Genomic DNA, 24972 nt, shown 5'->3' on the forward strand with positions numbered 1-24972 from the left:
ACATCGTGCAGGCCGGATTTACGACCTGTAAGAAGGCCGCTTCCCCTGCTCACCGCGGGTTCCGGGCCGCCGGGCCGCGAAAGGGGGTGCACAGTGTCAGGCGGGCCCGGTCGGCTTCTGACACTGTGTCCTAGAATGCGGACGTGCTTCCCACCCTTGCCGAGGTCCTGCGCCTCCCCGCGCTCCAGCGCGCCCGCCCCCGCGTCGTGGTCGGCTCCGAGCACCTGGACGTGCCCGTGCGCTGGGTCCACATCGCCGAGGTCACCGACCTGGCGCACCTGTTGCGCGGCGGCGAGCTCGTGCTCAGCACCGGCATCGCCATGCCCGACGACCCCCACGCGCTCAAGCGCTACATCGACGACCTCGCGGCCGTCGGCGTCAGCGGCATCGCCGTCGAGCTGGGCCGCAAGTACCACGCCGAGCTGCCGGGGCCGTTCCTGGACGCCGCCCGCGAGGCCGGGGTCCCGGTGATCCTGCTGGACCGGGAGGCCCGGTTCGTGGAGATCACCGAGGCCGTGCACATCCGGGTCGTCAACGAGCAGCTGGAGGAGCTGCGCGAGTCCGAGAAGCTCCACTCGGTCTTCACCCGGCTGTCGGTGGAGGGCGCCGACACCGACCGCATCCTGCACGAGATCACCCAGCTGTCCGGCTGCCCGGTGGTCCTGGAGAACCTCTCCCACCAGGTCCTGGCCTGCGACCTCAACGGCGAGGACCCCGGGACGCTGCTCACCTCCTGGGAGAGCCGCTCGCGGGCCGTGCGGTCGGGCACGCGCACCGTCCACGCCCCGGCCACCGGCTGGCTGGTCACCACGGTCGGCGCTCGCGGGCAGGACTGGGGGCGGCTCATCCTCATCGCCGGGGCCAACCCCACCCCCCGCCAGAGCATGCTCATCGAGCGGGCGGCCACCACGCTGGCGCTGGGCCGGCTGCTCGAACGCCACCAGGAGAGCCTGGAGCGCCAGACCCACCGCACGATCATCGCGGGCATCATCGACCGCGCCTACTCCGACCCCGAGGAGGCCCTGGTGCGGGCCCGGGCCGTGGGCGTCCCCCTCAACAACCGCGAACTGCTGGGCCTGGTGCTGCGCCTGCGGGAGAACGGGACCGGCCTGGCCGCGCAGGCCCGCCTGTCCGACACCGCGGAGGGCGCCGCCCGCGCCTGCCGCGAGCTGCGGCTGCCCGCACTGGTGGGCTCCCTGGACGACCTGCGGGTCGGCGTCCTGCTGGCGCTGCCGCCCCGGCGGCGCGTCGACGCCACCCTGCACATGCTCGCCGACCGGCTGGCGGTGACCGTCGGCGACGCCGCGGTGCTCGCGGTCGGCTCCACCTCGGACGACATCCGCGAGGTGCGCCGCTCCTTCCTGGAGGCGCGCCAGGTGGGCGACGTGGCGGTCCGCCAGAGCGACCGGCGGCCCTTCTACCGCCTGCCCGACCTGCACCTGCGCGGGCTGCTGCACCTGTTCCGCGACGACGAGCGGCTGCAGACCTACGTGGAGCGAGAGCTGGGCCCGCTGCTGGACCACGACGCCCGGCACGGCTCGGACCTCACCGACATGCTCCGCCACTACCTGGCGGCGGGGCGCAACAAGGCACTGGCGGCGGGCAACGCGCACCTGTCCCGGCCCGCGTTCTACGATCGGCTGCGCAGGATCTCCAACGTGCTCGACGCCGACCTGGACTCGGTCGAGACCTGCCTGTCCCTGCACGTGGCCCTGCTGTCACTGGATTCGGTGCGCGACGGCCAGCTTTGACCGGCCGGGGTCTTCGTCATTCGAATGACCGTGCAGTAACCTTGGAATCCGTTGTACGGACGTCAGATGTCGATGAAATCCGGCGTTCATACGCACAAAATACGTTGGATTCACGGAGGGCCATGTGAACGGCCAGTCGGACCCCGCCCCCCAGCGCAGGGGCAACGGCATCGTCCTGGACGAGACCGCCAAACGCATCATCGAGGTGCTCCAGGAGGACGGCCGCCGGTCCTACGCCGCCATCGGCAAGGCCGTGGGCCTGTCCGAGGCCGCCGTGCGCCAGCGCGTCCAGCGCCTGCTGGAGTCCGGGGTGGTCCAGGTCGTGGGGGTCACCGACCCCATGATGCTCGGCTTCCACCGCCAGGCCATGATCGGCGTGCGCACCGACGGCGACCTCAACACCGCCGCCGACGTGATCTCCGAGATCCCCGGGGTGGAGTACGTCGTCATCACGGCGGGCTCCTTCGACCTGCTGGTCGAGGTCGTCGCCGAGGACGACGCCCGCCTGCTGGAGATCCTGGCGGCCATGCGCGCCGTCGACTCGGTGGTCTCCACCGAGACCTTCCTGTACCTCAGGCTCCGCAAGCAGACCTACGCCTGGGGCACCCGGTAGGGGGCGATGCCCACCGGGCGGCCCCAGGACGGAGGGGCCGCGGGGTGCGGGCCGGAGAGGGCCCGCGGGGCGCGGCTACAGGCAGGCGAACGCCTCGGCCAGGATGTCCAGGCCCTCGTTGAGGAGGTCGTCGCCGATGACCAGCGGCGGCAGCATGCGGATCACGTTGCCGTAGGTGCCCGCGCTCAGCAGGATCAGGCCCTGGGAGTGGCAGTACGACAGGACCTTGCCCAGCGCCTCCGTGTCCGGGGTCTTGTCCTCCTTGACCAGCTCGATCGCGATCATCGCGCCGCGGCCGCGCACGTCGCCGATCACCGGGTGCTCCTCGGCCAGCTTGCGCAGCCGGCCCAGCATCAGGTCGCCGATCTCGCGGGCGCGCCCGACCAGGTCGTCGGACTCGATGGCCTCCAGCGACGCCAGCGCGGCGGCGCAGGCGGTCGGGTTGCCGCCGTAGGTGCCGCCCAGGCCGCCGCCGTGCACGGCGTCCATGAGCTCGGCGCGGCCGGTCACCGCGGCCAGCGGCAGGCCGCCCGCGATGCCCTTGGCGGTGGTGATGAGGTCCGGGACGATGCCCTCGTGCTCGCAGGCGAACATCTGCCCGGTGCGCGCGAAGCCGGTCTGCACCTCGTCGGCGACGAACACGATCCCGTTGGCGCGGCAGAACTCCACCACGGCGGGCAGGAAGCCGGGGGCGGGCTCGATGAAGCCGCCCTCGCCCTGGATCGGCTCGATCACCACGGCGGCGACGTTGTCCGCGCCGATCTGTTTGGTGATCTGGTCGATGACCATGGCCGCGGCCTCGGGGCCGCAGTTCTCCGGGCCGGTGGGCCAGCGGTAGGCGTAGGCCATGGGCATGCGGTGGATTTCGCCCGCGAACGGCCCGAAGCCCTGCTTGTAGGGCATGTTCTTGGCGGTCAGGCCCATGGTGAGGTTGGTGCGGCCGTGGTAGGCGTGGTCGAACACCACGACGGCCTGGCGCCCGGTGGCGCTGCGGGCGATCTTCACCGCGTTCTCGACGGCCTCGGCGCCGGAGTTCAGCAGGATCGAGCGCTTCTCGTGGTCGCCGGGGGTGATCCGGTTGAGGACCTCGCACACGTCCACGTACGCCTCGTACGGGTTGACCATGAAACACGTGTGCGTGAACCGGCCCAGCTGCTCGGCGGAGCGCTCCACCACGCGTGGGTCGGCGTTGCCGACGTTGGTCACGGCGATGCCCGAGCCGAAGTCGATGAGGGCGTTGCCGTCGACGTCCTCGACGATCCCGCCGCCGGCCCGGGTCACGTAGACGGGCAGCACGCTGCCGACGCCCTTGGCGACGGCCGCGACACGGCGCTCCTGGAGCTCACGGGACTTGGGACCGGGGATCTCGGTGACGACCCGGCGGGACTGGGCGACCTCGGTCACGGCCATGCGTCTGCCTCCTTCAGTGCGACACGGGGTGTGGAACGGGACGGGGCCGCACGGCCCCGACCCGCATGACACTAGGCCGCGTCCGGGCCGGCGGACATGGACACCGTGGATAATCGACGCAGGTCCCTGCGCCAATGCGGCAGGGGCCGCCGAGCACGACGAGTGGAGGCCCGATGCCACCGACCCTGGGCGGACTGGTGCGGACGCCCTCCCTTGGACTGCGCCCGCTCACCGGCGACGAGGGGCTGGAGCGCACGGTGGGGTGGGTCGCGGTCAGCGAGCTCACCGACCCCACCCCCTACCTGGCCGGGGGCGAACTGCTGCTCACCACCGGCGTCCGCTGGGCCGACTCCCGGCCGGACCTGCGCGAATACGTGCGCAGGCTGGCCCGGCGCGACATCGCCGGGCTCGGGTTCGGCGTGGGCGTGGCCCTGGAGCGGACCCCGGAGAAGCTGCGGGAGGCGGCCGCGGAGTTCGGCGTCGTCCTGTTGGAGGTCGCCCGCCGGACCCCCTTCATCGCCATCGGCAAGGAGGTCTCCCGGGTCCTGGCCAAGGAGGAGTACGAGGGCCTCAGCCGCGCCTTCACCGCCCAGCGCGACCTCACCCGCGCCGCCCTGACCGGGGCGGAGGCCGTCGTCGACCGGCTCGCCCGGGACCTGGGCGCCCGGGTGCTGCTGATGGCGGCCGACGGCTCCCCGCGCCACACGGCCCCCGCCGGGGCGGCCCTGCGCCCGCAGGACCTGGCCGGGGAACTGGAGCGGCTCAAGACCGCGGGACCCCGCGCCAGCGTGGCGGTCACGGCGGGCGGCGACCGCGTCTGGGCCCAGCCGCTGGCCACCGGCCGCCGGGTCCGCGGGTTCCTGGCCGTGGGCACCGGCGGGCCGCTGGGACCCGAGCAGCGGACCCTGGTCAACGCCGCCGTCTCCCTGCTGTCCCTGGAACTGGAGCGGGACGCCCACGGCGACATCGCCCGCATGGGCGAGGGGGTGCTCGCCGCCCTCCTCGCCGGGGCCCTGGACCCGGCCCACCCCGGCGCCGAGCGGCTGGTCGCGGTGCTCCCTCCCACTCCCGTGGTGGTCGCCGCCGCGGACGGGGTCCAGGGCGCCCACCCCCCGCACGGCGTCCTCGTCGCCGATCATGAGGGCCGGACCGTGCTGCTGGCGTCGGCCGACACCCCGGCCGCGGCCCTCGCCGACCTGCTCGACGGCCCCGTCGGGATCAGCGAACCGGCCGACTACACCGGGCTCGCCGTCGCCCTGGCCCAGGCCGAGCGCGCCCGCGAGGCGGCCCGCTCCCGGGGTGGGGGGCCGGTGCGCGCCGCCGAACTGCCCGGCGGCCTGCTGGGCCTGGCCGACACCCCCGCCGGGGCCCGGATGGCCGAGGAACTGCTCGCGCCGCTGCTGGCGGAGCGCTCCGGCGCCGAACTGCTCGCCTCCCTGCGCGCGTACCTGGCGGCCTCGGGGCGCTGGGACGCCGCGGCCGATGCCCTGGGCGTGCACCGGCACACCCTGCGCTACCGGATGCGCCGCATCCGCGACCTGCTCCCGGTCGACCTCGACGACCCCGACGTGCGCGCCGAGCTGTGGATGGCCCTGCGCCTGCACGGCGGCCGCGCCTGAAAGTCGGTACGGGTTCCGGCGTTCGGGGGGCCTCGGCCCGCGTTATCCACGACAATGGGCGTTGACAGCGGTGTGTAATCGAATGATCACCGGATCGACGCCGGGGGCGGACGTGAGATCACTACGGGACGATGAGCAGGAGATCGGCGACCTCGGGACACCGGTCCCCTCCGGGCGGCGGCCGGCGGTCATCCGGATCCGCAGGCAGGGGACGGGCGGGGCGTCCCCGCACTGGAAGCCGCCCGCCGCCGAGGACACCGACCCCCGCGCCCTGCTGGGCTACCTGCGCGCCTGCCTGCGCCGCGAGGCCGTGCACACCCACACGGTCCTGCTGGGCCACCTCGACGGCGACACCTGCGCCTGCCTGCCCGGAGGCGCCGAGACACTGTTCAGCGGCGGCGGCGACCGCGTCCCGGCCGGGACCGCGGCCGCCCGGGTCGTGCGCCTGGCCGCCCGGCACGGGCAGGCCCTGCGCTACGGCTACCCCCTCGTCATCCTCGGCGAGGGCGCCGACCGGGCCGCCCTGCCCCTGCTCACCGTGGACGTCCAGGCGGTCGAGGACCCCGCCTTCCCCGACGCCCCCCGGATCCGCGCGATCGGCCCGCCCGACGTCAACGCCGCGCTGCTGGAGCGGCTGGGCGCCACCGACCCCGAGGACCTCTTCGAGCTGCGGACCCGGCTGCGCTCCGGCGCCCGCGGCCCCTACCCCGCGGCTGTCGCCGACCTGGCCGTCAAGGTGCGCACCCTGCTCTCCCGCCTGGAGATCGAGCGGGTCGACGACATCGACCCGGCGGCCACCCGGGACGCGCCCCGCGACCCCGTCGACGGCGCCCACAACGTCGCCGTCCTGTTCCGGGCCGGTCCCGGCGCCCGCCCCGGCGACCGGGTGCCCGAACCGGGCACCGTGGAGGCGGTGCTGGCCGACCTCGACCCCACCGAACGGGACGGCATCGACCCCGGGGCCATCGGGGACACCGCCCTCCAGGCCCTGCTGCGGGGCCCCGGCGGCGCCGCCGGGGCGGAACCGGACCCCGCCCGCGACCCCGGCGGGCCCGGCGCCGACCCCGTCCCGATCAGCGCCTCGCCCCTGGACCAGGCCCGGTACGCCGCGCTGTGCGCGGCCATGGCCGACCGGCTCACCGCCGTGGCGGCCCCGCCCGGCACCGGCGTCCACGACCTCGTCGACGCCGTCGTCCGCACCGCCGTCGGCTCCGGCCTGCGGGTCCTGGTGTGCGGGCGCACCGAGCACGACATCCGCGAGGTCCTGCGCCGGGCCGAGGGCGGCCACCCGGTCATGCGGGTCGGCGGCAAGGAGCACCGGGCCGCCGAGGCGCGCCTCATCGGGCGCCTGCTCGCCGACCACGGCGGAGCCCCGCCCCGCCACGAGGACCCCGCCGCCCACCGCGCCGACCTGGCCCGCCACTGGTCCGTGGTCCGCGCGGTCTGGGACGAGATGGACGGCATGGCCGCGGGCGGGTACGAGCTCGCCCACCTGGCCCTGGAGCGCGAACTGGGCATCGCCGCCGGCTGGGACCCCGACCGGCTGTTCACCCCCGCGCGCGGCGGCCCGGAGTACTGGCTGCCGCGGGCCGAACGCGCCTTCGCCGGCGGCCTGGGCGCCTTCCAGCACCGCTCCGCCATCCGCCGCGAACTGGGCCTGGACACCGACCCCGAGACCCTCGCCCGGCTGTGCGCGACCGCCCGCCTGGAGAGCCGCTGGCGCGCCGCCCTGGACCGGCGCACCCGGCACGCGCCCCTGGGCGAGCTGACGGAGCGGCTGGCCCGGGCCCGTGAGGAGCACCGCCGCGCCGGGGCCGACTGCCTGGCCGCCGCCGTCGAACCCCGGCTGTGGCGGGGCAGGCCCGCCCTGGAGAACCGGTTGGAGACCCTCAACTGGCACCACGGCCCGGGCTGGCCCGGTATGGACGGGCTGATCGAGGTGCTGCCCGCCTGGACGTGCCGCACCGACCAGGTCCGCGCCCTGCCCCCGCGCGCGGGCCTGTTCGACCTGGTCGTGGTGCTGGGCGCGGAGCGGACCCGGGTCTGCGAGCTGTTGCCCGCCCTGCACCGGGCGGCCCGGGCCCTGGTCGTGGGCGACCCGGCGCACCCCGGCCCGGCCAGCGCTCTGGAACCCGACGAGGAGCGCCGCGCCCTGGCCGCCGCCGGGCTCGCCGCCGACCGGCTGGACGAGCGGGGCCTGCGCCACGGGACCGGGTCGGCGCTGCGCGCGGCCGAGCGCGCCGCCGGCGGGATCCTGTGGCTGGACGAGCATTCCGGGGCGCCGCCCCTGCTCGCCGAGACCGCCTCGCGCCACTGCTACGGAGGGCGGGTGTCGGTGTCCACCGCCCCCGACCCGGGCGGCGGCCCGGCCTTCGAGTGGCGCGACGTCGCGGGCGTCTGCGAGGCCGCCCCCGGTCTGTCCTACATCAACCGGGAGGAGGCCTACCGCGCCGCCGTGGTCGTGGACGAGATCGACGAGCACCTGCCGCTCGGGCGCACCATCGCCGTGGTCGCCCCGACCCAGCCCCAGGTGGCGCTGCTGCGCCGCCTGCTGCGGCCGCGGGCCTTCCGCCACCGCGTCGTGGTCGGCGGACCCGACCTGCTCGGCGGCGACCTCGACCGCGCGGACATCACCGTCCTCTCGCCGCTGCTCGCCCGGGGCGCTCCCGCGATCATCGAGCGCCGCGTGCGCCGCATGGGACACCTGTGGGCCGCGGTGCTCACCCGCACCGGGCAGCGGCTCGTGGTCGTCGGCGACCGCTCCCACTGGGAGGCCGGCGACGGCCCGCTCGCCGAACTGGTCGCCGTACCCGAGAACACCCCGGACGGCGCCTGCCGGGCCCTGGTGGACCGGCTCCGGGAGGCGGGCACCCGCGTCGGCGTCCAGCAGACCGTGGAGGGCTGGACCGCCGACCTCGTGGTCCGCTTCGGAGCCCGGCGCCTGCTCATCCTCCTGGACCGCGAACCCGACGGCCGCGGGCTGCGCCGGCTCATGGCCCGCGGCGACGCCCTCAACCGCATCACCGGCGACCCCGTCGTGGTGGTCCCCGCCTGGCGCTGCCTCGCCGACCCCGACCGCCTCGTCCGGGAGATCCTCGGGGCCCGCTGACCCGCACTACCCTGGACGCGGCGGGGACGAGGCCCCGCCGTGCTCAGGGAGGCAAGGGGGATCGGGTGCCCGAGGGCCACACTCTGCACCGGTTGGCGGCGCACTTCGACAAGGCCTTCGGCGGCGGCGCCGTGCGGGCCTCCAGCCCCCAGGGCCGCTTCGCCGACGGGGCGGCCCGGATCGACGGCCGGGTCCTGACCACCGGCGAGGCGCACGGCAAGCACCTGTTCCTGGGCTTCGACTCGGGGGAGTGGCTGCGGGTCCACCTGGGCCTGTACGGCGCGTGGACCTTCGGCGACGCCGACGGCGAGCGCCACCTGGGCGCGCCCCGCGCCGCCGGGGCCGGCCGGACCGACCTGGTCCGCGACGCGGACGGGTTCGTCGTGCCGCCCGCGCCGACCGGCACCGTCCGGGCCCGGCTGGTCAACGCCTCCGGCTGGGCCGACCTGCGCGGCCCCTCGGCCTGCGAGGTCGTCACCGAGGAGGAGAAGCTGGCGGTCCAGGAGCGTCTGGGGCCCGACCCGCTGCGCCCCGACGCCGACCCCGAACGCGCCTGGCGTGCGGTCTCCCGCTCCCGGACGAGCATCGCCGCCCTGCTCATGCGGCAGGAGGTCATCGCCGGGATCGGCAACATCTACCGCGCCGAGTCCCTGTTCCGCGCGGGCCTGGACCCGATGACCCCCGGCCGCGACCTCACCCGGCGGCAGTGGGACGCCCTCTGGGACGACCTGGCCGGGCTGCTCCGGGACGGCGTCCGCGACGGCTACATCATCACGACCCGACCCGAGCACCGGCCCGACCCCGGCGCGCTCCCGGTGCCCCGGCCGGACACCCTGTACGTCTGCTACCGCACCGGCGAACCCTGCCGGGTGTGCGGATCCCCGATCGCCTCGGCCGAGCTGGCCGGACGAACGCTCTACTGGTGCCCGGGCTGTCAGCCCGCGTGAGACCCGGTCCCCCTCCCCGGCGAACGCTCACGGAGCGTGCAGTACAATCCCACATCGCCGCTTAACCGGTTCAGGACTCGAGTTCAGGGGGACGTGTGGGGGGTTTGATGCGACGGCCGACCATCATGGACATCGCCAAGGCCGCGGGGGTGTCCAAGGGGGCGGTCTCCTACGCCCTCAACGGCCGGCCCGGGGTCTCCCAGGAGACCCGCGAGCGCATCCTGGCGATCGCCCACGACCTGGGCTGGGCGCCCAGCAGCACGGCGCGCGCCCTGTCGCCCGGCGGCCGGGTGGGCGCGTTCGGGCTGGTCATCGACCGGCCCGCCCGCTTCCTGGGGGTCGAGCCGTTCTTCATGCAGTTGGTCTCGGGCATCGAGGCGGAGCTCGCGGTCGCGGGCACGGACCTGCTGCTCCAGGTCACCGACGACCGGAAGGCGGAGGAGGGCGTCTACCGGCGCTGGTTCGCCGAGCGCCGTGTGGACGGGGTGATCATCGTCGACCTGCGGGTCGACGACCCGAGGATCGCGCTGGTCGACGAGGTGCCGCTGCCCGCGGTCGTCCTGGGCGGGCCCGGCGGGGCGGGCTCCCTGCCGTGCCTGTACACCGACGACGCCTCCTCCGTCCGGGAGGTCGTGCACTACCTGGCCGCCCTGGGGCACCGGCGGGTGGTCCGGGTGGCGGGGCCGGACGACTTCGTGCACACCAGGGACCGGACCCGTGCCTTCGAGGAGGCCGCCGCGGAGGCGGGGCTGCCGGGGGCGGTCACGGTCCACTCCGACTACACGGGGGAGTCGGGCGCCCGCACGACCCGCCGCCTGCTGGCGCGCGCCGACCGGCCCACCGCGCTGGTCTACGACAACGACCTCATGGCGGTGGCCGGCCTGGGCGTGGCCCGCGAGATGGGGGTCGACGTCCCGGGGCAGCTGTCCATCGTGGCCTGGGACGACTCGGTGCTGTGCCAGGTGGTGCACCCCTCCCTGACCGCGGTCGCCCGGGACGTGGTCGCCGCGGGCCGGGAGGTCGCGCGGATGCTCGCCGAGGCGGTCGAGGGCGGCCCCGTGGGCAGCCGCGAGACGGTTCCGGGGGAGCTCCAGCCGCGCGGCAGCACGGGCCCCATGGCGGGCTGAGCGACCGGTGCGCAGGCGTCGGCCGAACGAGCACCTCCGGCATGCCTCCCGAGCCTCATGGGAGCGCTACCAAAACATCATTCACTGTGGAAAACTACGCGCAAGCCGTGCGCTGCGTCACAACGCACACGAGGGGAGAAGCCCGATGGTGAACCGGTTCGACGGTTGTCGGCTGGCTGACTTGCCCACATCTGTGCTGTTACAAGCGAATAACAGCGGAGTGACGCCCATTGACGCCCTTCCCGTCGGCGTGTTGTTGTTAACGTCACTTACCCGGTTCAGCAACGGCCTGTCTCCGCGCCCCTGATTGGGAGCGCTCCCACCTCTTCGGGCCCCGGAGAGGGAAGTTCCCCCCCACGAGCGGCCGACCGGGTGGAAGAAGGAGGAGTCGAGATGAGATCTCTTCGGCTTCCGGCGGCACTCGCGGCACTGACCCTCGCGGTCACGGCCTGCGCGGGTGGCGGCGGCGGAAACGGAGAAGGTTCCGGCGAGTACCCGCGGAACGAGACGCTGTACACCACCGGGACCGCGTGGGGCCCGCCCGCCAACTGGAACCCCTTCATGCAGGGCCAGTACGCGGTCGGCACGGTGGGGCTGGCCTACGAGCCGCTCTTCCTCTTCGACCCGAACACCAGCGAGTACGTCCCCTGGCTGGCCGAGAGCGACAGCTGGCCCGAGGAGAACGTCCACGAGATCGTCCTGCGCGAGGGCATCACCTGGACGGACGGCGAGGCCTTCGACTCCGCCGACGTGGTCTCCACACTGGAGATCGGTCAGTTCGGGTCCGTCCCCTTCAGCAACCTGTGGAACTTCATCGAGAGCGTGGAGGCCGTGGACGCGCAGACCGTCCGCGTCACGTTCAGCGAGAGCCGCCCGCAGGAGTGGATGAACTGGGTCTACTCGCACCCCATCGCCCCCGAGCACATCTGGGGCGAGAAGACCGAAGAGCAGATCATGAGCGACGTGAACGAGGACCCGGTCGGCACCGGTCCCTACGTCTACGAGTCGCACACCGACGAGCGCCTGGTCTGGGAGCGCAACGACGACTGGTGGGGCACCGCGGCGCTCGACTACGAGATGAAGCCCCGCTACATCGTCGACCTCGTCAACGCCTCCAACGACGTCACCCTGGGCATGCTCCAGCAGGGCCAGGTCGACCTGTCGAACAACTTCCTGCCGGGCATCGACCAGATCATCAACGGCAACGAGACCATCACCAGCTTCTACGACGGTCCGCCGTACATGCAGCCCGCCAACACCGCCTGGCTGGTGCCCAACACCACCAAGGAACCGCTGAACGACCCCGCGTTCCGGCAGGCGCTGGCCCACTCGATCGACATGCAGCAGATCATCGAGGGCCCGTACTCCAACCTGGTCGAGGCCGCCAACCCCACCGGTCTGCTCCCGCTCTGGGACGACTACATCGACCACGAGCTGGTCGAGGAGGAGGGCTTCTCCTACGACGCCGACGAGGCGGTGGCCATCCTCGAGGACGCGGGCTACCAGGACCAGGACGGCGACGGCTTCGTCGAGACCCCGGACGGCGACCCCATCGCCCTCACCCTGGAGGTCCCGGCCGGCTGGACCGACTGGATGGAGGCGTCCAACGTCATCGCGGCGAACGCCCAGGCCGTCGGCATCAACATCGAGGCGCAGACCCCCGAGTTCGACCTGCTGGTGGACAACCGCAACTCCGGTGAGTTCGACCTGATCATCAACAACGAGCGCCAGGCGAGCAACACCCCCTGGACCTACTACGACTACCTCTTCCAGCTGCCCATCAACGAGCAGCAGACGACGGTCAACTTCGGCCGTTACGAGAACGAGGAGGTGTGGTCCCTGGTCGAGCAGCTCGCCGCCGTCCCCGCGGACGACGTCGAGGCCGCGGCCGAGATCACCTCGCAGATCCAGGAGATCCAGCTGGCCGAGCTCCCGGCCATCCCGCTCTGGTACAACGGCATGTGGTCGCAGGCCAACAACACGTACTGGACGAACTGGCCGAGTGAGGCCGAGGGCGCGCCGAAGAGCGCCGCGACCCTCTGGAACGGCTGGTGGCAGCTCGGCGCCATCACCACCCTGGCCACCATCGAGCCGGCCGGCGAGTAGCCGCACCACGGTCGGCGGGCCGGAGCACCCCTCCTCCCGAGTCCCGCCGACCGCCCGGTCCCGGCCGGGAGCGGCGCGAAAGCCCGACCGGGACCGCCCCGGAGCGGGCGGGACGGCGGAACCCCGCGGGGACCCCCTCGCCCGGGTCCCCCTCCGCCTCCCGCCCCGCCCGGGGCTCCTCGTCCGTCCGCCACCATCACCTGGAGGAACGTGTGTGGCGCTACATCGGCCGTAAGCTCTTCGTCTACCTGCTTACGTTCGTCATCGCGGTCACCATCAACTGGATGATCCCGCGCTTCATGCCGGGCGACCCCGTCCGGAGCATGCTCTCCCGCGCCTCGGTCGGCAACCCCGAGGCCCTGCAGCGCATGAACGATTACTACACGGGGGTCTTCGGCCTCGACACCCCCCTGCACGAGCAGTACCTCGCCTTCTGGGCCGGCCTGCTCCGGGGCGACCTGGGCGTCAGCGTGATGCTGTTCCCCCAGCCCGTCCTGGACATCATCATGAGGTCGGTGCCCTACACCCTGGGACTGCTCCTGCCCGCCATCCTGCTGAGCTGGATCGTCGGCAACCGGATCGGCGCCTTCGCCGCCCGCAAGAAGCTGCTCGACAACACGATCCTGCCCGTGGGGTACATCCTCACCGCCATGCCCTACATGTGGCTGGCCCTGCTGCTCGCCTGGAGCCTGGGCATCGTCGCGGGAGTCCTGCCCACCGCCGGCGGCTACGCCCCGTCGCTGCGCCCGGAGTTCAGCTGGCTGTTCATCTCCAGCCTGATCTCCCACTGGTTCCTGCCGTTCCTGTCCATGTTCATCGTGGCCCTGGGCGGCTGGGCGATCGGCATGCGCAACATGATCATCTACGAGCTGGAGGCGGACTACTCCAACTACCTCCAGGCCCTGGGCGCCCCCACCCGCCTGATCCGCCGCTACGCGTTCCGCAACGCGATGCTGCCGCAGATCACCGGCCTGGCCGTCCAGCTGGGCACGGTCCTGTCCGGCGCCCTGCTCACCGAGATCGTGTTCAACTACCCCGGCCTGGGCACCCTGATCCTCCAGGCGCTGAACAACCGCGACTTCTTCGTGCTCCAGGGCACCTTCCTGTTCGTGGTCGTCGGCGTGCTGATCGCCAACTTCATCATCGACATCGTCTACGTGCTGGTCGACCCGCGCACCCGGGTCCAGATGACGGGAGGCGCCGCGTGAGCGAGATCGCCGGAGCCCCGGGCGCCGCGGATCCCGCGGGCGACCCCCAGCCCACCCCAGAGCGCAAGACCTCCGAGGTCCTGCACTTCGCCGTGCGCAACCCCAAGCTGCTCATCGGCCTGGGCATCGTCCTGAGCCTGCTGCTGCTGGGCATCTTCGGGCCGTTCTTCATCGACCACGACCCCAACGAGTACATAGGCCCCAAGAGCCAGCCGCCGAACGGCGAGTACTGGTTCGGCACGACCAGCTTCGGCCAGGACGTCTGGGCCCAGTTCGTGTACGGCCTGCGCTCGACCTTCCTCATCGGCGCCTTCGGCGGCGGCGTGGCCTTCGTCATCGGCACGGCGGTCGGGTTCGTCGCCGGTTACAAGGGCGGGATCGTCGACGAGATCCTCAACATGCTCACCAACGTCGTGCTGGTGCTGCCCGCCCTGGTCGTCCTCATCGTCATCACGGCCTACCTGGAGGTGCGCGGCGTCTTCATCCAGGGCGTGTTCATCGGCCTGACCTCCTGGCCGTGGGCGGCCCGCGCGGTCCGCTCCCAGGCGCTGTCGCTGTCCACCCGCGACTACGTCGACCTGGCCCGGCTCAGCGGTCGCCGCACCTGGCGGATCATCACCACCGAGATCGCCCCCAACATGAGCTCCTACCTGGTGATGTCCTTCATCCTGCTGTTCGGCGGGGCGATCCTCATCGCCGCGGGCCTGGACTTCATCGGCCTGGGCCCGACCAACGGCGTCTCGCTCGGCCTCATGCTGGAGAGCGCGATGAAGTGGAGCTCCCTCTACCTGGGCATGTGGTGGTGGTTCATCCCGCCGGGCCTCGGGATCACGATGATCGTGGGCTCCCTGTACATCCTGAATGTCGGGCTGGACGAGGTGTTCAACCCCAAGCTGCGGGAGCTGTAGATGACTCTGCGCGTCAACGACCTCAAGGTCTACTACCAGACCCTGCGCGGGGACGTCCACGCCCTGGACGGCGTGACCTTCGATCTGGCCGACGGCGAGATCATGGGTCTGGCCGGCGAGTCCGGGTGCGGCAAGACCACGCTGGGCAAGAGCCTGATCCGCCTCGACTCGCGCATGCGCCACGTCGGCGGGACCGTCGAACTGGACGGCAAGGACGTGCCCATCGCCGACGACAGGGCGATGGTGCCCCTGCGGTACCACGAGATCTCGCTCATCCCGCAGTACGCGATGAGCGCGCTCAACCCCACCCGCAAGATCGGGCGGATGATCAACGACCTCCTGCGGGCGCGGGGGGTGCGCCCGGCGGACATCGCCGCCGAACTCGGACGCCGCCTCGAACTGGTCGGACTCGACACCGACGTCCTGGACCGGTTCCCGATCGAGCTGTCCGGAGGCATGAAGCAGCGCGTCGTCATGGTGATGTCCACGCTGCTCAACCCGTCGCTGCTGATCGCCGACGAGGTCACCTCGGCCCTGGACGTGTCCACCCAGCGCGCCGTCGCCGAGTCCCTGGTGGAGTTCCGGGACCGCGAGTACATCAAGAGCATGGTGTTCGTGACCCACGACATCTCGCTCGTGTACCAGATGGCCGACACGATCATGGTGATGTACGCGGGCCACGTCGTGGAGAAGGCCTCGGCGTCGACCATCGTCAACGCGCCGCGGCACCCGTACACGCAGATGCTCATCTCGGCCCTGCCCGAGGTCGGCACCACCACCGAGCAGGGCCGGCTGGAGGGCATCCCCGGCACCCCGCCCGGGCTGCTGAACCCGCCCACCGGGTGCCGGTTCAAGGACCGCTGCCCGCTGGCGTTCGAGAAGTGCAACGAGCGGCCCCCGCTGGTCGAGATCGAACCCGGCCACTTGGCCGCCTGCTGGAAGACGGGGTGAGGACGTGCTGGAACTCAGCCACGTGCACAAGGTGTACCGGGTCGGGGCGTTCGGCGGCGGGCGGCTGCGCGCCGTCCGCGACGTCAGCCTGAAGGTCGGGTCCGGAGAGGTGGTCTCCCTCATCGGGGAGAGCGGCAGCGGCAAGAGCACCATCGGCAAGATGGTGCTGGGGCTGTTCAAGCCCTCCGCCGGGACGATCTCCTTCGACGGCACCGACATCACGACCATCCGCGGGCACGCCGCCCGCAAGGCCTACTACCGGCGGGTGCAGGGGGTCTTCCAGGACCCGTTCAGCTCCTTCAACCCGATCTTCAAGGCCGACCGGGTGTTCGAGATGATCCGGAGCTCGTACTTCCCCGGGACCTCGGACGCCGACTGGCGGGAGCGGGTGCTCAAGGCGGTCGGCACGGTCCGCCTGGACCCGGAGAACGTCCTGGGCAAGTACCCGCACCAGCTCAGCGGCGGTCAGCTGCAGCGCCTGCTCATCGCGCGGGCCCTGCTGCTGGACGTGGACCTGCTGGTCGCCGACGAGGTGATCAGCATGCTGGACGCCTCCACCCGGATCGACGTGCTCAACCTGCTCGCCGACCTGAAGGAGCGGGGGATGGCGATCCTGTTCGTCACCCACGACCTGTCGCTGGGCAACTACGTCAGCGACCGGTCGGTGATCCTGCGCAAGGGCGCGATCGCCGAGATGGGGCCCACCGCCCGCGTGTTCGAGAACCCGCTGCACCCCTACAGCCGCCACCTGCTCTCCTGCGTGCCCCAGCTGCACCGCACCTGGGCCGAGGTGGACGCCGAGCTGAAGGCGAATCCGCCGGAGGACGTCGAACTCCCCGTCGCCCCGGACGACGCGTCCGCGCCGCTGCTGGAGGCGGAGGAAGGGCATTTCGTCGGGATCGATCAGGGCTGAGAACGGACCGCCGTCCGCGCCGTGGCGCGGCATCCCCGCACTGGTAGGGGGTGCCGCGCCCGTCGCTGTCAGGACCCCGGATATTCCCCTGCTGTTCGTGCGTGTTGCCACACCGAAAACCCTCGCGATCCGGGGTGCCTGTGGTACGTTCGAGGTGATTGTTAGTCGTTGAATTTCGCAGTTGGTGTCTTGCCCGCGGAGTTTGTGACCGGCGGGCGGTTTCCCTGGGGAGTCGGCTCGCGGCAATTACTCGGGCGCGAGGTTGCGCCCGATGTACACCGAGCTGAAGGAGACAACATGGCTCAGGGAACTGTGAAGTGGTTCAACGGCGAGAAGGGCTTCGGCTTCATCTCCCCCGACGACGGTGGCCCCGACGCCTTCGTTCACTACAGCGCCATCCAGGGCACGGGCTTCCGTAACCTGGAGGAGAACCAGCGCGTGGAGTTCGACATCGTCGCGGGCAACCGCGGCCCGCAGGCCGAGAACGTCGTCGCCATCTAACTCCTCGTGAGCTAGATCACCACGACTCGGGACGGCCCCGTCCGGAGGTCCTCGACCTCCCGGCGGGGCCGTCCTTCGTCTTCCCCGGGCGGGCCCGGGTCCGAGACGCGCGAAGGCCCCGGAGGGTCGGACCCTCCGGGGCCTTCGCATGTCCGGGGCGCCGGCCGGGCGCCCCGTCGGATCAGCGGACGGCGGGCACGGGCGCGCCGAGAAGCCGCTGGACGCGGGCCCGGACCCCGGGTGTCTCCAGGCCGCGTACGGTCACCGTGGTGCGGCGGCGCAGCACGTCGTCGACGGTCACCGCCCACTCGCGGTCGCGGGCGAACACCACCTGGGCCCACACGTCCGGGCCGTCGGGGTGGATGCGCTCGCCCAGCGCCGGGTCCTCGCGGATGAGCGCGGCGATGTCCAGGGCCAGGCTGCCGTAGTGGGAGGCCAGGTGGCGGGCCACCGGCGGCTCCATCCGGGCGCCCGGCTCGCGGTCGATCAGGATCCGCTGCGCCACCGCGTCCGGGCTGGCCAGCCCGGGCAGCGGGACGGTCCGCAGCGGGTCGGCCATCTCCTCGGCCAGCGGCACCGCGCGCACCTTGCGCAGTTCCTTCAGGACGGCCCGGCCGATGTGCCGGTAGGTCGTCCACTTGCCCCCGGCCACCGACAGCATGCCGCCGCGGCCCTGGGTGACCACCGTCTCGCGCTTGGCCGCGCTGGTGTCCCCGTCGCCGCCCGGCAGCACCCGCAGCCCGGCGAAGGCGTAGTCCACGTGGGAGGCGTCCAGGTAGGGCGCGTCGATGCCCAGCTCGGCCTCGCCCAGGATCTGCTCCACGTCGGCGGGCACCACGGCCACCTCGGCGGGGTCCCCGGTGTACTCCTCGTCGGTGGTGCCCAGCAGCAGGCGCCCCTCCCACGGGATGGCGAACGACACCCGGTGGCGGTCCACCGGGATGGTCAGCGCCGCCCGCCACGGCTCCGGGGTGCGCAGAACCAGGTGGGCCCCCTTGGACAGGCGCACGCTCGGGGCCGCCGCGGGGTCCTCCATCCGGCGCAGGCGGTCCACCCACGGGCCGGTGGCGTTGAGGACCAGGCGGGCGTCGACACCGAACTCCGTGCCGTCGGCGCGGTCGCGCAGCTCGGCACCGGTGACCCGGGTCCCGGTGCGGCGCAGGTCCACGACCTCCGCGTGGTTGAGGACGACGGCCCCCGCCTCGACCGCGGCCCGCACGGTCATGATCGCCATGCGGCTGTCGTTCATCTGGTGGTCGCCGTAGGCGGCGACCGACTTCAGGCCCTCGGTGCGCAGGCCCGGGGCCAGCCGGGCGGCCTGGGCCGGGGACAGCAGCCGCCCCATGCCGTCGCCGAACGCCGACAGCGCCGAGTACAGGAACACGCCCGCGCCCATCTTGGCCGCGCCGTGCGGGCCGCCCTCGTACACCGGCACCAGGAACGGCAGCGGGTTGACCAGGTGCGGGGCGACGGTGGTGGCCAGGGAACGGCGTTCGCGGTGGTTCTCGGCGACCAGCCTGAGGTTCCCGGTCTGGAGGTAGCGCAGGCCGCCGTGGACGAGCTTGGAGGAGGCGCTGGAGGTGGCGCCGGCGAAGTCGCCCGCGTCCACCATGGCGACCCGCAGGCCGGACTGGGCGGCGTTCCAGGCGACGGAGGTGCCCAGGATGCCCCCGCCGACGACGAGGAGGTCGAAGGTGCCGCGGGAGAGCTCGGTGCGGGTGCGCGCGCGGTCCGCGCCGCGGCCCGGCAGCGCGACGGCGGCGGACACCGGGGACAGGGCGTCCGGGGTGCCGGCGGTCTCCGCGGCGGGGGCTTCGGTGTCTCGGGCGGCGGGCACGGAGGCGTCGGGGCGCCGGTCGGCCGGGTCGGGCGTGGTCGTCATGGCCGGGTACTCCTCGGAGAGGGATGGCTGTGCGGCCGCCGGAACGGACTCCGCGTTCCGTGCGGACATCGCAAAGATCATACGACAATGCCGCACGCTGGTGGAGGGGGAGGGGGTCCCTGTGGTGTTCTCGTCATGCTTTCGGTGCACTTCCCGGATTCGGGGCGTGTTGGTGTGACGGTCGGTGTCCGGTGTGTGGCGTGGGGTTCCTGTGATGCGTCATTGTCGAACGCGGTTCCATAGGTCGGCCGTGGACCGGGGCGTGGCCGACCGCGGGCACGGGTCGACGTCAACGCCCGGTGTGTGACCGGCGTCTCATTGGTGAGGGCGAAAGGAACGGGGGAGCACGATGCACGCAGGACGCGTACGGATCACGGCCGCGGCGGGGGCGGCGGCACTGGCGGCCGCGGCGGCGCTCGCCGGCGGGGCCGCCCACGCGGACGAGGGGGAGGATCCCCGCCCCTGCCGCAGCGACGACTTCCGGGTGACCGAGGTCGACCGGGGTGCGGCCGCCGGGACGATGTACGTCGAGTTCGGGTTGGACCGCACCGGGGACGGGGACCCCTGCCTGATGAGCGACCGGTTCGGCGTCCACTGGACCGACGTCCCCGGCGGGGACCGCGTGGGGGAGTGGGCCCGATACAGCGAGGAGATCCGGGACCCGTGGGTGGTGCCGGGCGACGGGCGTGCCCTGCTGACCATGGCCCGGCCCGATCCGGGGAACTTCGACCCGGGGGACTGCGGAGAGGTGCTCACCGCCACCGGGATCACCGTCTACCAGGAGTTCCACGGCGACCCGGGCGTGCACGGGGAGCTGAGCGCGCCGGTGCGGGTGTGCGAGCTGGAGGCGGGCGCCCCCTCCATGTCCGTGTCGCCGGACGGGTGATCCGGGACGGCGGGAGGGCGGCGGACACGGTCCGCCGCCCTCCCGCGTTCCCCGTGGCGGGGCCGCTCAGCCGCCGAAGCCGGTCAGCCTCCACACCCAGGCGCCGAGCACGCCGCCGATGAGCGGGGCCACCACCGGGATCCAGGCGTAGGACCAGTCCGAGGAGCCCTTGCCCGGGATGGGCAGCACCGCGTGCGCCAGCCGCGGGCCCAGGTCGCGGGCCGGGTTGATGGCGTACCCGGTCGGGCCGCCCAGGGACAGGCCGATGGCCAGCACCAGCAGGCCGACGAGCAGCGGGGCGATGCCGGTGGAGAACAGCCCCGACAGGTCGATGTCGCCCTGCGTCACGTGCCCGGAGTTGGCGCCGATGCCGAGCACGCCCAGGACCAGCATCGCGGTGCCGATGACCTCGGTGATGATGTTGGCGACCGGGTTGCGCACCGCGGGCGCCGTACTGAACACGCCCAGCTTGGTCGCCGGGTCCCCGGTCTCCTTCCAGTGCGGGAGGTAGGCCAGGTACACCAGCACCGCACCGGTGAACGCGCCGACCAGCTGGGCCGCCATGTAGCCCGGCACCAGTGCCCAGTCGAAGTCGCCGATGCTGGCCAGGCCCAGCGTCACCGCCGGGTTGAGGTGCGCGCCGCTGACCGTGCCGACCGTGTAGACGGCCATGGCCACCGCCATGCCCCAGCCGAACGTGATCACGATCCAGCCGCCGTTGAAGGCCTTGGACTTGGTGAGGGTGACGCCGGCGACGACGCCGCCGCCGAGGAGGATGAGGATCGCCGTGCCGAGGAACTCGGCGAGGTAAACAGACATGATGGCCTCCGCCCGTATGGGGCAGCCGGGTCACGGGGGCGGTGTCCGCCCGCGGACGCGGGCATGGTCGGACACACCCGTCACAGGGATGGGGTGGGTGGGGCCGCCCGCCGGGGAGGCCCGGTCCGCGCCCGGGGCCGCGGGGGTCGCGGGCCGGGCCCCGGGGCGCGGTCGTCGGGGGGACGGGTGGGTCCCGTCCGGTCACTTCTCGTCGTGCTCGACCCAGCCGAGGGTGCGCTTCACCGCCTTGTTCCAGTTGTGGTACTCCCGCTCGCGCACGGCGGGCTCCATCTCGGGCGTCCACTCGGCCGCCTTGTGCCAGTTGGCGCGCAGGGTCTCCACGTCGGGCCAGTAGCCCACGGCCAGGCCGGCCGCGTACGCGGCGCCCAGGCACGTGGTCTCGGCGACCATCGGGCGCACCACCTCGGCGTCCAGGACGTCGGACAGGATCTGCATGAGCAGGTTGTCCGCGGTCATGCCGCCGTCCACCTTCAGGGTGGTCAGCTCGATCTTGGAGTCGGCGTTCATCGCGTCGACGACCTCGCGGGTCTGCCAGGCGGTCGCCTCCAGGACGGCGCGGGCGATGTGGCCCTTGTTGACGTAGCCGGTCAGGCCCGCGATGACGCCGCGGGCGTCGCCGCGCCAGTGCGGGGCGAAGAGCCCGGAGAAGGCGGGGACGAAGTAGCAGCCGCCGTTGTCCTCCACGGTGCGGGCCAGCGTCTCGATCTCCGGGGCGGTGGAGATCAGGCCGAGGTTGTCGCGCAGCCACTGGACGAGCGAGCCGGTGACCGCGATCGAGCCCTCCAGCGCGTACACGGCCGGGGCGTCGCCCAGCTTGTAGCCCAGGGTGGTGAGCAGGCCGTTCTCGGAGGTGACGGGCTCGGTGCCGGTGTTCATCACCAGGAAGGTGCCGGTGCCGTAGGTGCCCTTGACGTCGCCCGGGTCGAAGCAGGTCTGGCCGAACAGGGCGGCGTGCTGGTCGCCCAGGGAAGAGGCGACCGGCACGCCCTCCAGGTATCCGCGGGCCTGGCCGTAGACCTCCGAGGACGAGCGGATCTCCGGCAGCACGGCCGCCGGGATGCCCATGGCGTCGAGGATCTCGGAGTCCCACTCCAGGGTGGCCAGGTTCATCAGCATGGTGCGGCTGGCGTTGGTCACGTCGGTGACGTGGCGGCCGGTCAGCTTCCAGATGATCCAGGTGTCCATGGTGCCGAAGAGGACCTCGCCGCGTTCGGCGCGCTCGCGCAGGCCGTCGACGTTGTCCAGCAGCCAGCGCAGCTTGGGGCCGGAGAAGTAGGTGGCCAGCGGCAGGCCGCAGGCGGCGCGGAAGCGGTCCTGGCCCTCGTCGGCGCCGAGTTCGCGGACCAGGGCGTCGGTGCGGGTGTCCTGCCAGACGATGGCGTTGTGGACCGGCTCGCCGGTCTCCTTGTCCCAGACGACGGTGGTCTCGCGCTGGTTGGTGATGCCGATGGCGGCGACCTGGTCGGGGGTGATGTCGCTCTTCTCCAGGGCGTTCTGGACGACGACCTCGACGTTGGTCCAGATCTCCTGGGCGTCGTGCTCGACCCAGCCGGGCTTGGGGAAGATCTGCCGGTGCTCGCGCTGGTCGACCGAGACGATGCGGCCGTCCCGGTCGAAGAGGATGCAGCGACTCGATGTGGTGCCCTGGTCGATCGCGGCGACGTACTGCTGACTCATCGGATGCTCTCGCCTTCAGTGGAGGGCTCGGGAACGGGGACGGACACGCGCGAACAACGGGCTATACCCGCACGTTGTACGACATTGACGTATGAGTAGGCGTTAGTTTCATCCGCTTTTCCCACCTGTGTCAAGACGGCGTGACGCAATCGTGTCGCGTGGGTCACGTACCCTCGCGAACACCGTGACAACACCTCGGGGCTGCGGCGAAGTCGCCGCGCCCGCCGTTCGCCGCAGGGGAACGCCGACAGGCCCGCAACGGCCCGACAACACCGGCCCCGAGGCCCGCCGCCGCGGCCGCCGCGCGGGGATCGCCGTGCAACACACCGCTGGAGCGCGCCTCCAGGGGTGGGCCAGCGGGACACCGGTGCGCGACGGCCTCCACGGGGCGCGTCGGCGGAGTGTGCGGGCAGGGGGCACAGAGGGGCGTGTCGGTGGGACACCGGTACGCGGGGCCTGCGCGGGGCACGTCGTGGAGTGCTCAGGTGGGACGTGCCGATGGGGGCGTGTCAGTAGGGGGTGGCGCCCAGTTCGCGGGAGATCGCGCGGGCGGCGTCGCGGACGTAGGACACCTGCTCCATGTCCAGCTTGTTGTCGGGCCCGCGCAGGCGTTCGACGGCGCCGCGCACCCCGATCGCCCCGACCGTGGTGCCCCGCCGGTCGCGGATGGGCGCGGCGATGGACACCTCGCCGTCCACCAGTTCCTCGGCCTCCCAGGCCCACCCGTTGTCGCGGACCTCCGCCAGCTGCTTCTCCAGCTCGCCGGGGGAGACGATCGTGAAGCGCGTGTAGGCGGGCAGGAACACCGGACCCTCCTCCACCGCGGTGTCCTCCAGCGGTGTGACCAGCGGGTCGAAGGCCATGAGGACTTTGCCCAGCGCGGTGGCGTGCAGCGGCAGCAGGGTGCCGACGTCCAGGGTCTGCCGGGAGGAGTCCGGGCGGAACACGTGGTGCACCACGAGCACCTGGCCCTGGTGCGGGGTGCCGATGCGCACGCTCTCACCGCTCCGGGAGGCCAGGGTGTCGGCCCAGTTCAGGGCGCGGGTGCGCAGCTCGTTGCCGTCGAGGTAGCGGGTGCCCAGGCTGAGCATGCCCCCGCCCAGCCGGTAGCGGCCGGACTCGGGGTCCTGCTCGACGAAGCCCACGTGCTGGAGGGTGCGCAGGATGCCCAGGACCGTGCCCTTGGGCAGTTCGAGAGAGCGGGAGATCTCCGCCAGGCTCAGCCCGCGGGCACCACCGGCCAGGAGGCGCAGGATGGCGGCCGCGCGTTCGATGGACTGGATTCTTCCCGGCATGGGGGTGCTACCACTCTCTAGTACGACAATGTCATACGCGCATGCTACTACGCGATGTGACGCCCGCCATGGGACGAGTGACATCGGATCGCGCGGAACGGCCCGCAGGGTCGCAACAGTGTAGTCGCCGGGCCTTCGGAGCCCGCGCCCGACGTGCACGGACGCGGGCGCGGGCGGCCGTTCACAGCTCGGCGGCGGCCTTGGCGATCGCCGTGGCGGCCTCGTCGACGTCACGGTCGGTGATCTCCAGGTGGACCACCAGGCGGATCGTCTCCGCGCCGATGTCCAGGGCCCGCACGCCGTGCCGGGCGAACGCCTCCCGGTAGGCGGCGGCCCGCCCCCGCGGGGTCTCCACCAGCACCATGTTGGTCTGCGCCCGCGCCCCGAGCCCGGGCACCCGGGCGATCCGCTCCGCCAGCAGCGCCGCCCGCGCGTGGTCCTGGGCCATCCGCTCCCGGTGGTGGCGCAGGGCGTACAGGGCGCCCGCCGCGATGATGCCGGCCTGGCGCATCCCCGCTCCCAGCAGCTTGCGGGCCCGCCGGGCCCGGGCGATGGTGGCGGCGTCCCCGGCCAGGGCCGAGCCCACCGGCGCGCCCAGCCCCTTGGAGAAGCACACCGACACCGAGTCGAACCCCTCGGCCACCTCGGCCGGGGAGACCTCCAGCGCCGCGGCGGCGTTCCACAGCCGGGCCCCGTCCAGGTGGGTCCGCAGCCCGTGGCGGTGCGCGAACCCGGTCACCCGGCGCTGCTCGGCCAGCGGGACCACCCGGCCGGTGAAGGTGTTCTCCAGCCACACCAGCGCGGGCTCGGCGCGGTGGACGTCGCCGCGCCCGGCGATCCACGACTCCAGCAGCTCGTCGGAGGGGACCGTGCCCTCGGAGTACAGCCGGGGCAGCGCCCGGGCCAGCACCGCGGTCGCCCCCTGCTCGTCCCCGATGAGGTGGTGGTGCTCGTGCGCCCACACCTCGTCGCCGCTGCGGACGGACACGTACAGGCCCAGCTGGTTGGCCATGTGCCCGGAGGTGACGTAGAGGGCGGCCTCCTTGCCGAGCAGGGAGGCGGTCTCCTCCTCCAGGGCGCGCACGGTGGGGTCCTCGCCGAAGACGTCGTCGCCCACCTCCGCCTCGGCCATGGCCCGGCGCATGGCGGAGGTGGGGCGGGTGACGGTGTCCGAGCGCAGGTCGATCATGGTCGCTTCCTCGAGAACGCGGCGGTGGGGTGTGCGACCG

At 72.8% G+C, this 24972-nt stretch carries 19 protein-coding genes; 13 read left to right on the top strand and 6 right to left on the bottom strand.

Annotated features, from left to right (window positions below; all coding sequences use genetic code 11):
• Positions 1-143 precede the first annotated feature (143 nt).
• Complete coding sequence (locus tag ABZ249_RS04155) at positions 144-1751, top strand: PucR family transcriptional regulator (protein ID WP_220565155.1); 1608 nt, start codon at positions 144-146, stop codon at positions 1749-1751.
• A gap of 124 nt (positions 1752-1875) precedes the next feature.
• Positions 1876-2364: an Lrp/AsnC family transcriptional regulator gene (locus ABZ249_RS04160; RefSeq protein ID WP_220565157.1), complete on the top strand. Its 489-nt coding sequence runs from the start codon at positions 1876-1878 to the stop codon at positions 2362-2364.
• Positions 2365-2439: 75 nt separating this feature from the next.
• On the opposite strand, the gene gabT is transcribed toward ABZ249_RS04160, so the two are convergent.
• Entirely contained in the window at positions 2440-3774 is a 1335-nt protein-coding gene (gabT, locus tag ABZ249_RS04165) for a 4-aminobutyrate--2-oxoglutarate transaminase (RefSeq protein ID WP_355256963.1), read from the bottom strand.
• 173 nt (positions 3775-3947) lie between these two features.
• Here gabT and ABZ249_RS04170 point away from each other — a divergent pair, with 173 nt between their 5' ends.
• From ABZ249_RS04170 to ABZ249_RS04215, 10 genes are all read left to right on the top strand, one after another.
• On the top strand, positions 3948-5393 hold the full coding sequence (locus ABZ249_RS04170; protein ID WP_355256966.1) for a PucR family transcriptional regulator: 1446 nt from the start codon (positions 3948-3950) through the stop codon (positions 5391-5393).
• A 112-nt stretch (positions 5394-5505) separates the two neighbouring features.
• The gene (locus ABZ249_RS04175; RefSeq protein WP_355256969.1) at positions 5506-8502 is read left to right on the top strand and encodes a DNA helicase; all 2997 of its coding nucleotides are present in this window, start codon (positions 5506-5508) and stop codon (positions 8500-8502) included.
• A gap of 65 nt (positions 8503-8567) precedes the next feature.
• Positions 8568-9449, top strand: a complete 882-nt coding sequence (locus tag ABZ249_RS04180; protein WP_355256972.1) for a zinc finger domain-containing protein — start codon at positions 8568-8570, stop codon at positions 9447-9449.
• A gap of 107 nt (positions 9450-9556) precedes the next feature.
• The gene (locus tag ABZ249_RS04185) at positions 9557-10576 is read left to right on the top strand and encodes a LacI family DNA-binding transcriptional regulator (RefSeq protein WP_220565164.1); all 1020 of its coding nucleotides are present in this window, start codon (positions 9557-9559) and stop codon (positions 10574-10576) included.
• 393 nt (positions 10577-10969) lie between these two features.
• On the top strand, positions 10970-12682 hold the full coding sequence (locus ABZ249_RS04190) for an ABC transporter substrate-binding protein (protein ID WP_220565166.1): 1713 nt from the start codon (positions 10970-10972) through the stop codon (positions 12680-12682).
• Between the two features lie 212 nt (positions 12683-12894).
• Positions 12895-13890, top strand: coding sequence for an ABC transporter permease (locus tag ABZ249_RS04195; protein ID WP_220565167.1), 996 nt, complete (start codon positions 12895-12897; stop codon positions 13888-13890).
• A complete protein-coding gene (locus ABZ249_RS04200; RefSeq protein WP_220565169.1) occupies positions 13887-14798 on the top strand; it encodes an ABC transporter permease in 912 nt (303 codons plus the stop codon). Before ABZ249_RS04195 ends, ABZ249_RS04200 begins: the two co-directional genes overlap by 4 nt.
• Positions 14799-15749, top strand: a complete 951-nt coding sequence (locus ABZ249_RS04205; RefSeq protein ID WP_355256976.1) for an ABC transporter ATP-binding protein — start codon at positions 14799-14801, stop codon at positions 15747-15749. It begins immediately after the preceding gene.
• A 4-nt stretch (positions 15750-15753) separates the two neighbouring features.
• The gene (locus ABZ249_RS04210) at positions 15754-16662 is read left to right on the top strand and encodes an ATP-binding cassette domain-containing protein (protein ID WP_220565172.1); all 909 of its coding nucleotides are present in this window, start codon (positions 15754-15756) and stop codon (positions 16660-16662) included.
• Positions 16663-16959: 297 nt separating this feature from the next.
• Entirely contained in the window at positions 16960-17163 is a 204-nt protein-coding gene (locus tag ABZ249_RS04215) for a cold-shock protein (protein WP_355256980.1), read from the top strand.
• 181 nt (positions 17164-17344) lie between these two features.
• Here ABZ249_RS04215 and ABZ249_RS04220 read toward each other — a convergent pair whose 3' ends face one another.
• A complete protein-coding gene (locus tag ABZ249_RS04220; protein ID WP_355256983.1) occupies positions 17345-19114 on the bottom strand; it encodes an FAD-dependent oxidoreductase in 1770 nt (589 codons plus the stop codon).
• A gap of 280 nt (positions 19115-19394) precedes the next feature.
• Here ABZ249_RS04220 and ABZ249_RS04225 point away from each other — a divergent pair, with 280 nt between their 5' ends.
• Entirely contained in the window at positions 19395-19931 is a 537-nt protein-coding gene (locus ABZ249_RS04225; protein WP_355256986.1) for a hypothetical protein, read from the top strand.
• A 66-nt stretch (positions 19932-19997) separates the two neighbouring features.
• On the opposite strand, the gene ABZ249_RS04230 is transcribed toward ABZ249_RS04225, so the two are convergent.
• The 4 genes from ABZ249_RS04230 to ABZ249_RS04245 all read right to left on the bottom strand — a co-directional run bounded on the left by ABZ249_RS04230 (position 19998) and on the right by ABZ249_RS04245 (position 24932).
• Complete coding sequence (locus ABZ249_RS04230; RefSeq protein ID WP_355256989.1) at positions 19998-20750, bottom strand: MIP/aquaporin family protein; 753 nt, start codon at positions 20748-20750, stop codon at positions 19998-20000.
• 201 nt (positions 20751-20951) lie between these two features.
• Entirely contained in the window at positions 20952-22448 is a 1497-nt protein-coding gene (gene glpK / locus ABZ249_RS04235) for a glycerol kinase GlpK (RefSeq protein ID WP_220565177.1), read from the bottom strand.
• Between the two features lie 509 nt (positions 22449-22957).
• A complete protein-coding gene (locus tag ABZ249_RS04240; protein ID WP_220565179.1) occupies positions 22958-23743 on the bottom strand; it encodes an IclR family transcriptional regulator in 786 nt (261 codons plus the stop codon).
• Positions 23744-23924: 181 nt separating this feature from the next.
• Positions 23925-24932, bottom strand: coding sequence for a GntG family PLP-dependent aldolase (locus tag ABZ249_RS04245; RefSeq protein WP_355256994.1), 1008 nt, complete (start codon positions 24930-24932; stop codon positions 23925-23927).
• Between the last annotated feature and the right edge of the window lie 40 nt (positions 24933-24972).

Origin of the sequence: Nocardiopsis sp. NPDC006139, from assembly GCF_040614155.1 — a bacterium.
GTDB lineage: Bacteria > Actinomycetota > Actinomycetes > Streptosporangiales > Streptosporangiaceae > Nocardiopsis > Nocardiopsis changdeensis.

What these genes read in the sequence shown, in the direction of transcription:
- ABZ249_RS04170 (WP_355256966.1), top strand. Translation starts at nt 3,948, where the DNA reads ATGCCACCGACCCTGGGCGGACTGGTGCGGACGCCCTCCCTTGGACTG.
- ABZ249_RS04245 (WP_355256994.1), bottom strand. Translation starts at nt 24,932, where the DNA reads ATGATCGACCTGCGCTCGGACACCGTCACCCGCCCCACCTCCGCCATG.
- ABZ249_RS04220 (WP_355256983.1), bottom strand. Translation starts at nt 19,114, where the DNA reads ATGTCCGCACGGAACGCGGAGTCCGTTCCGGCGGCCGCACAGCCATCC.
- ABZ249_RS04215 (WP_355256980.1), top strand. Translation starts at nt 16,960, where the DNA reads ATGGCTCAGGGAACTGTGAAGTGGTTCAACGGCGAGAAGGGCTTCGGC.
- gabT (WP_355256963.1), bottom strand. Translation starts at nt 3,774, where the DNA reads ATGGCCGTGACCGAGGTCGCCCAGTCCCGCCGGGTCGTCACCGAGATC.
- glpK (WP_220565177.1), bottom strand. Translation starts at nt 22,448, where the DNA reads ATGAGTCAGCAGTACGTCGCCGCGATCGACCAGGGCACCACATCGAGT.
- ABZ249_RS04230 (WP_355256989.1), bottom strand. Translation starts at nt 20,750, where the DNA reads ATGTCTGTTTACCTCGCCGAGTTCCTCGGCACGGCGATCCTCATCCTC.
- ABZ249_RS04225 (WP_355256986.1), top strand. Translation starts at nt 19,395, where the DNA reads ATGCACGCAGGACGCGTACGGATCACGGCCGCGGCGGGGGCGGCGGCA.
- ABZ249_RS04240 (WP_220565179.1), bottom strand. Translation starts at nt 23,743, where the DNA reads ATGCCGGGAAGAATCCAGTCCATCGAACGCGCGGCCGCCATCCTGCGC.
- ABZ249_RS04185 (WP_220565164.1), top strand. Translation starts at nt 9,557, where the DNA reads ATGCGACGGCCGACCATCATGGACATCGCCAAGGCCGCGGGGGTGTCC.
- ABZ249_RS04190 (WP_220565166.1), top strand. Translation starts at nt 10,970, where the DNA reads ATGAGATCTCTTCGGCTTCCGGCGGCACTCGCGGCACTGACCCTCGCG.
- ABZ249_RS04205 (WP_355256976.1), top strand. Translation starts at nt 14,799, where the DNA reads ATGACTCTGCGCGTCAACGACCTCAAGGTCTACTACCAGACCCTGCGC.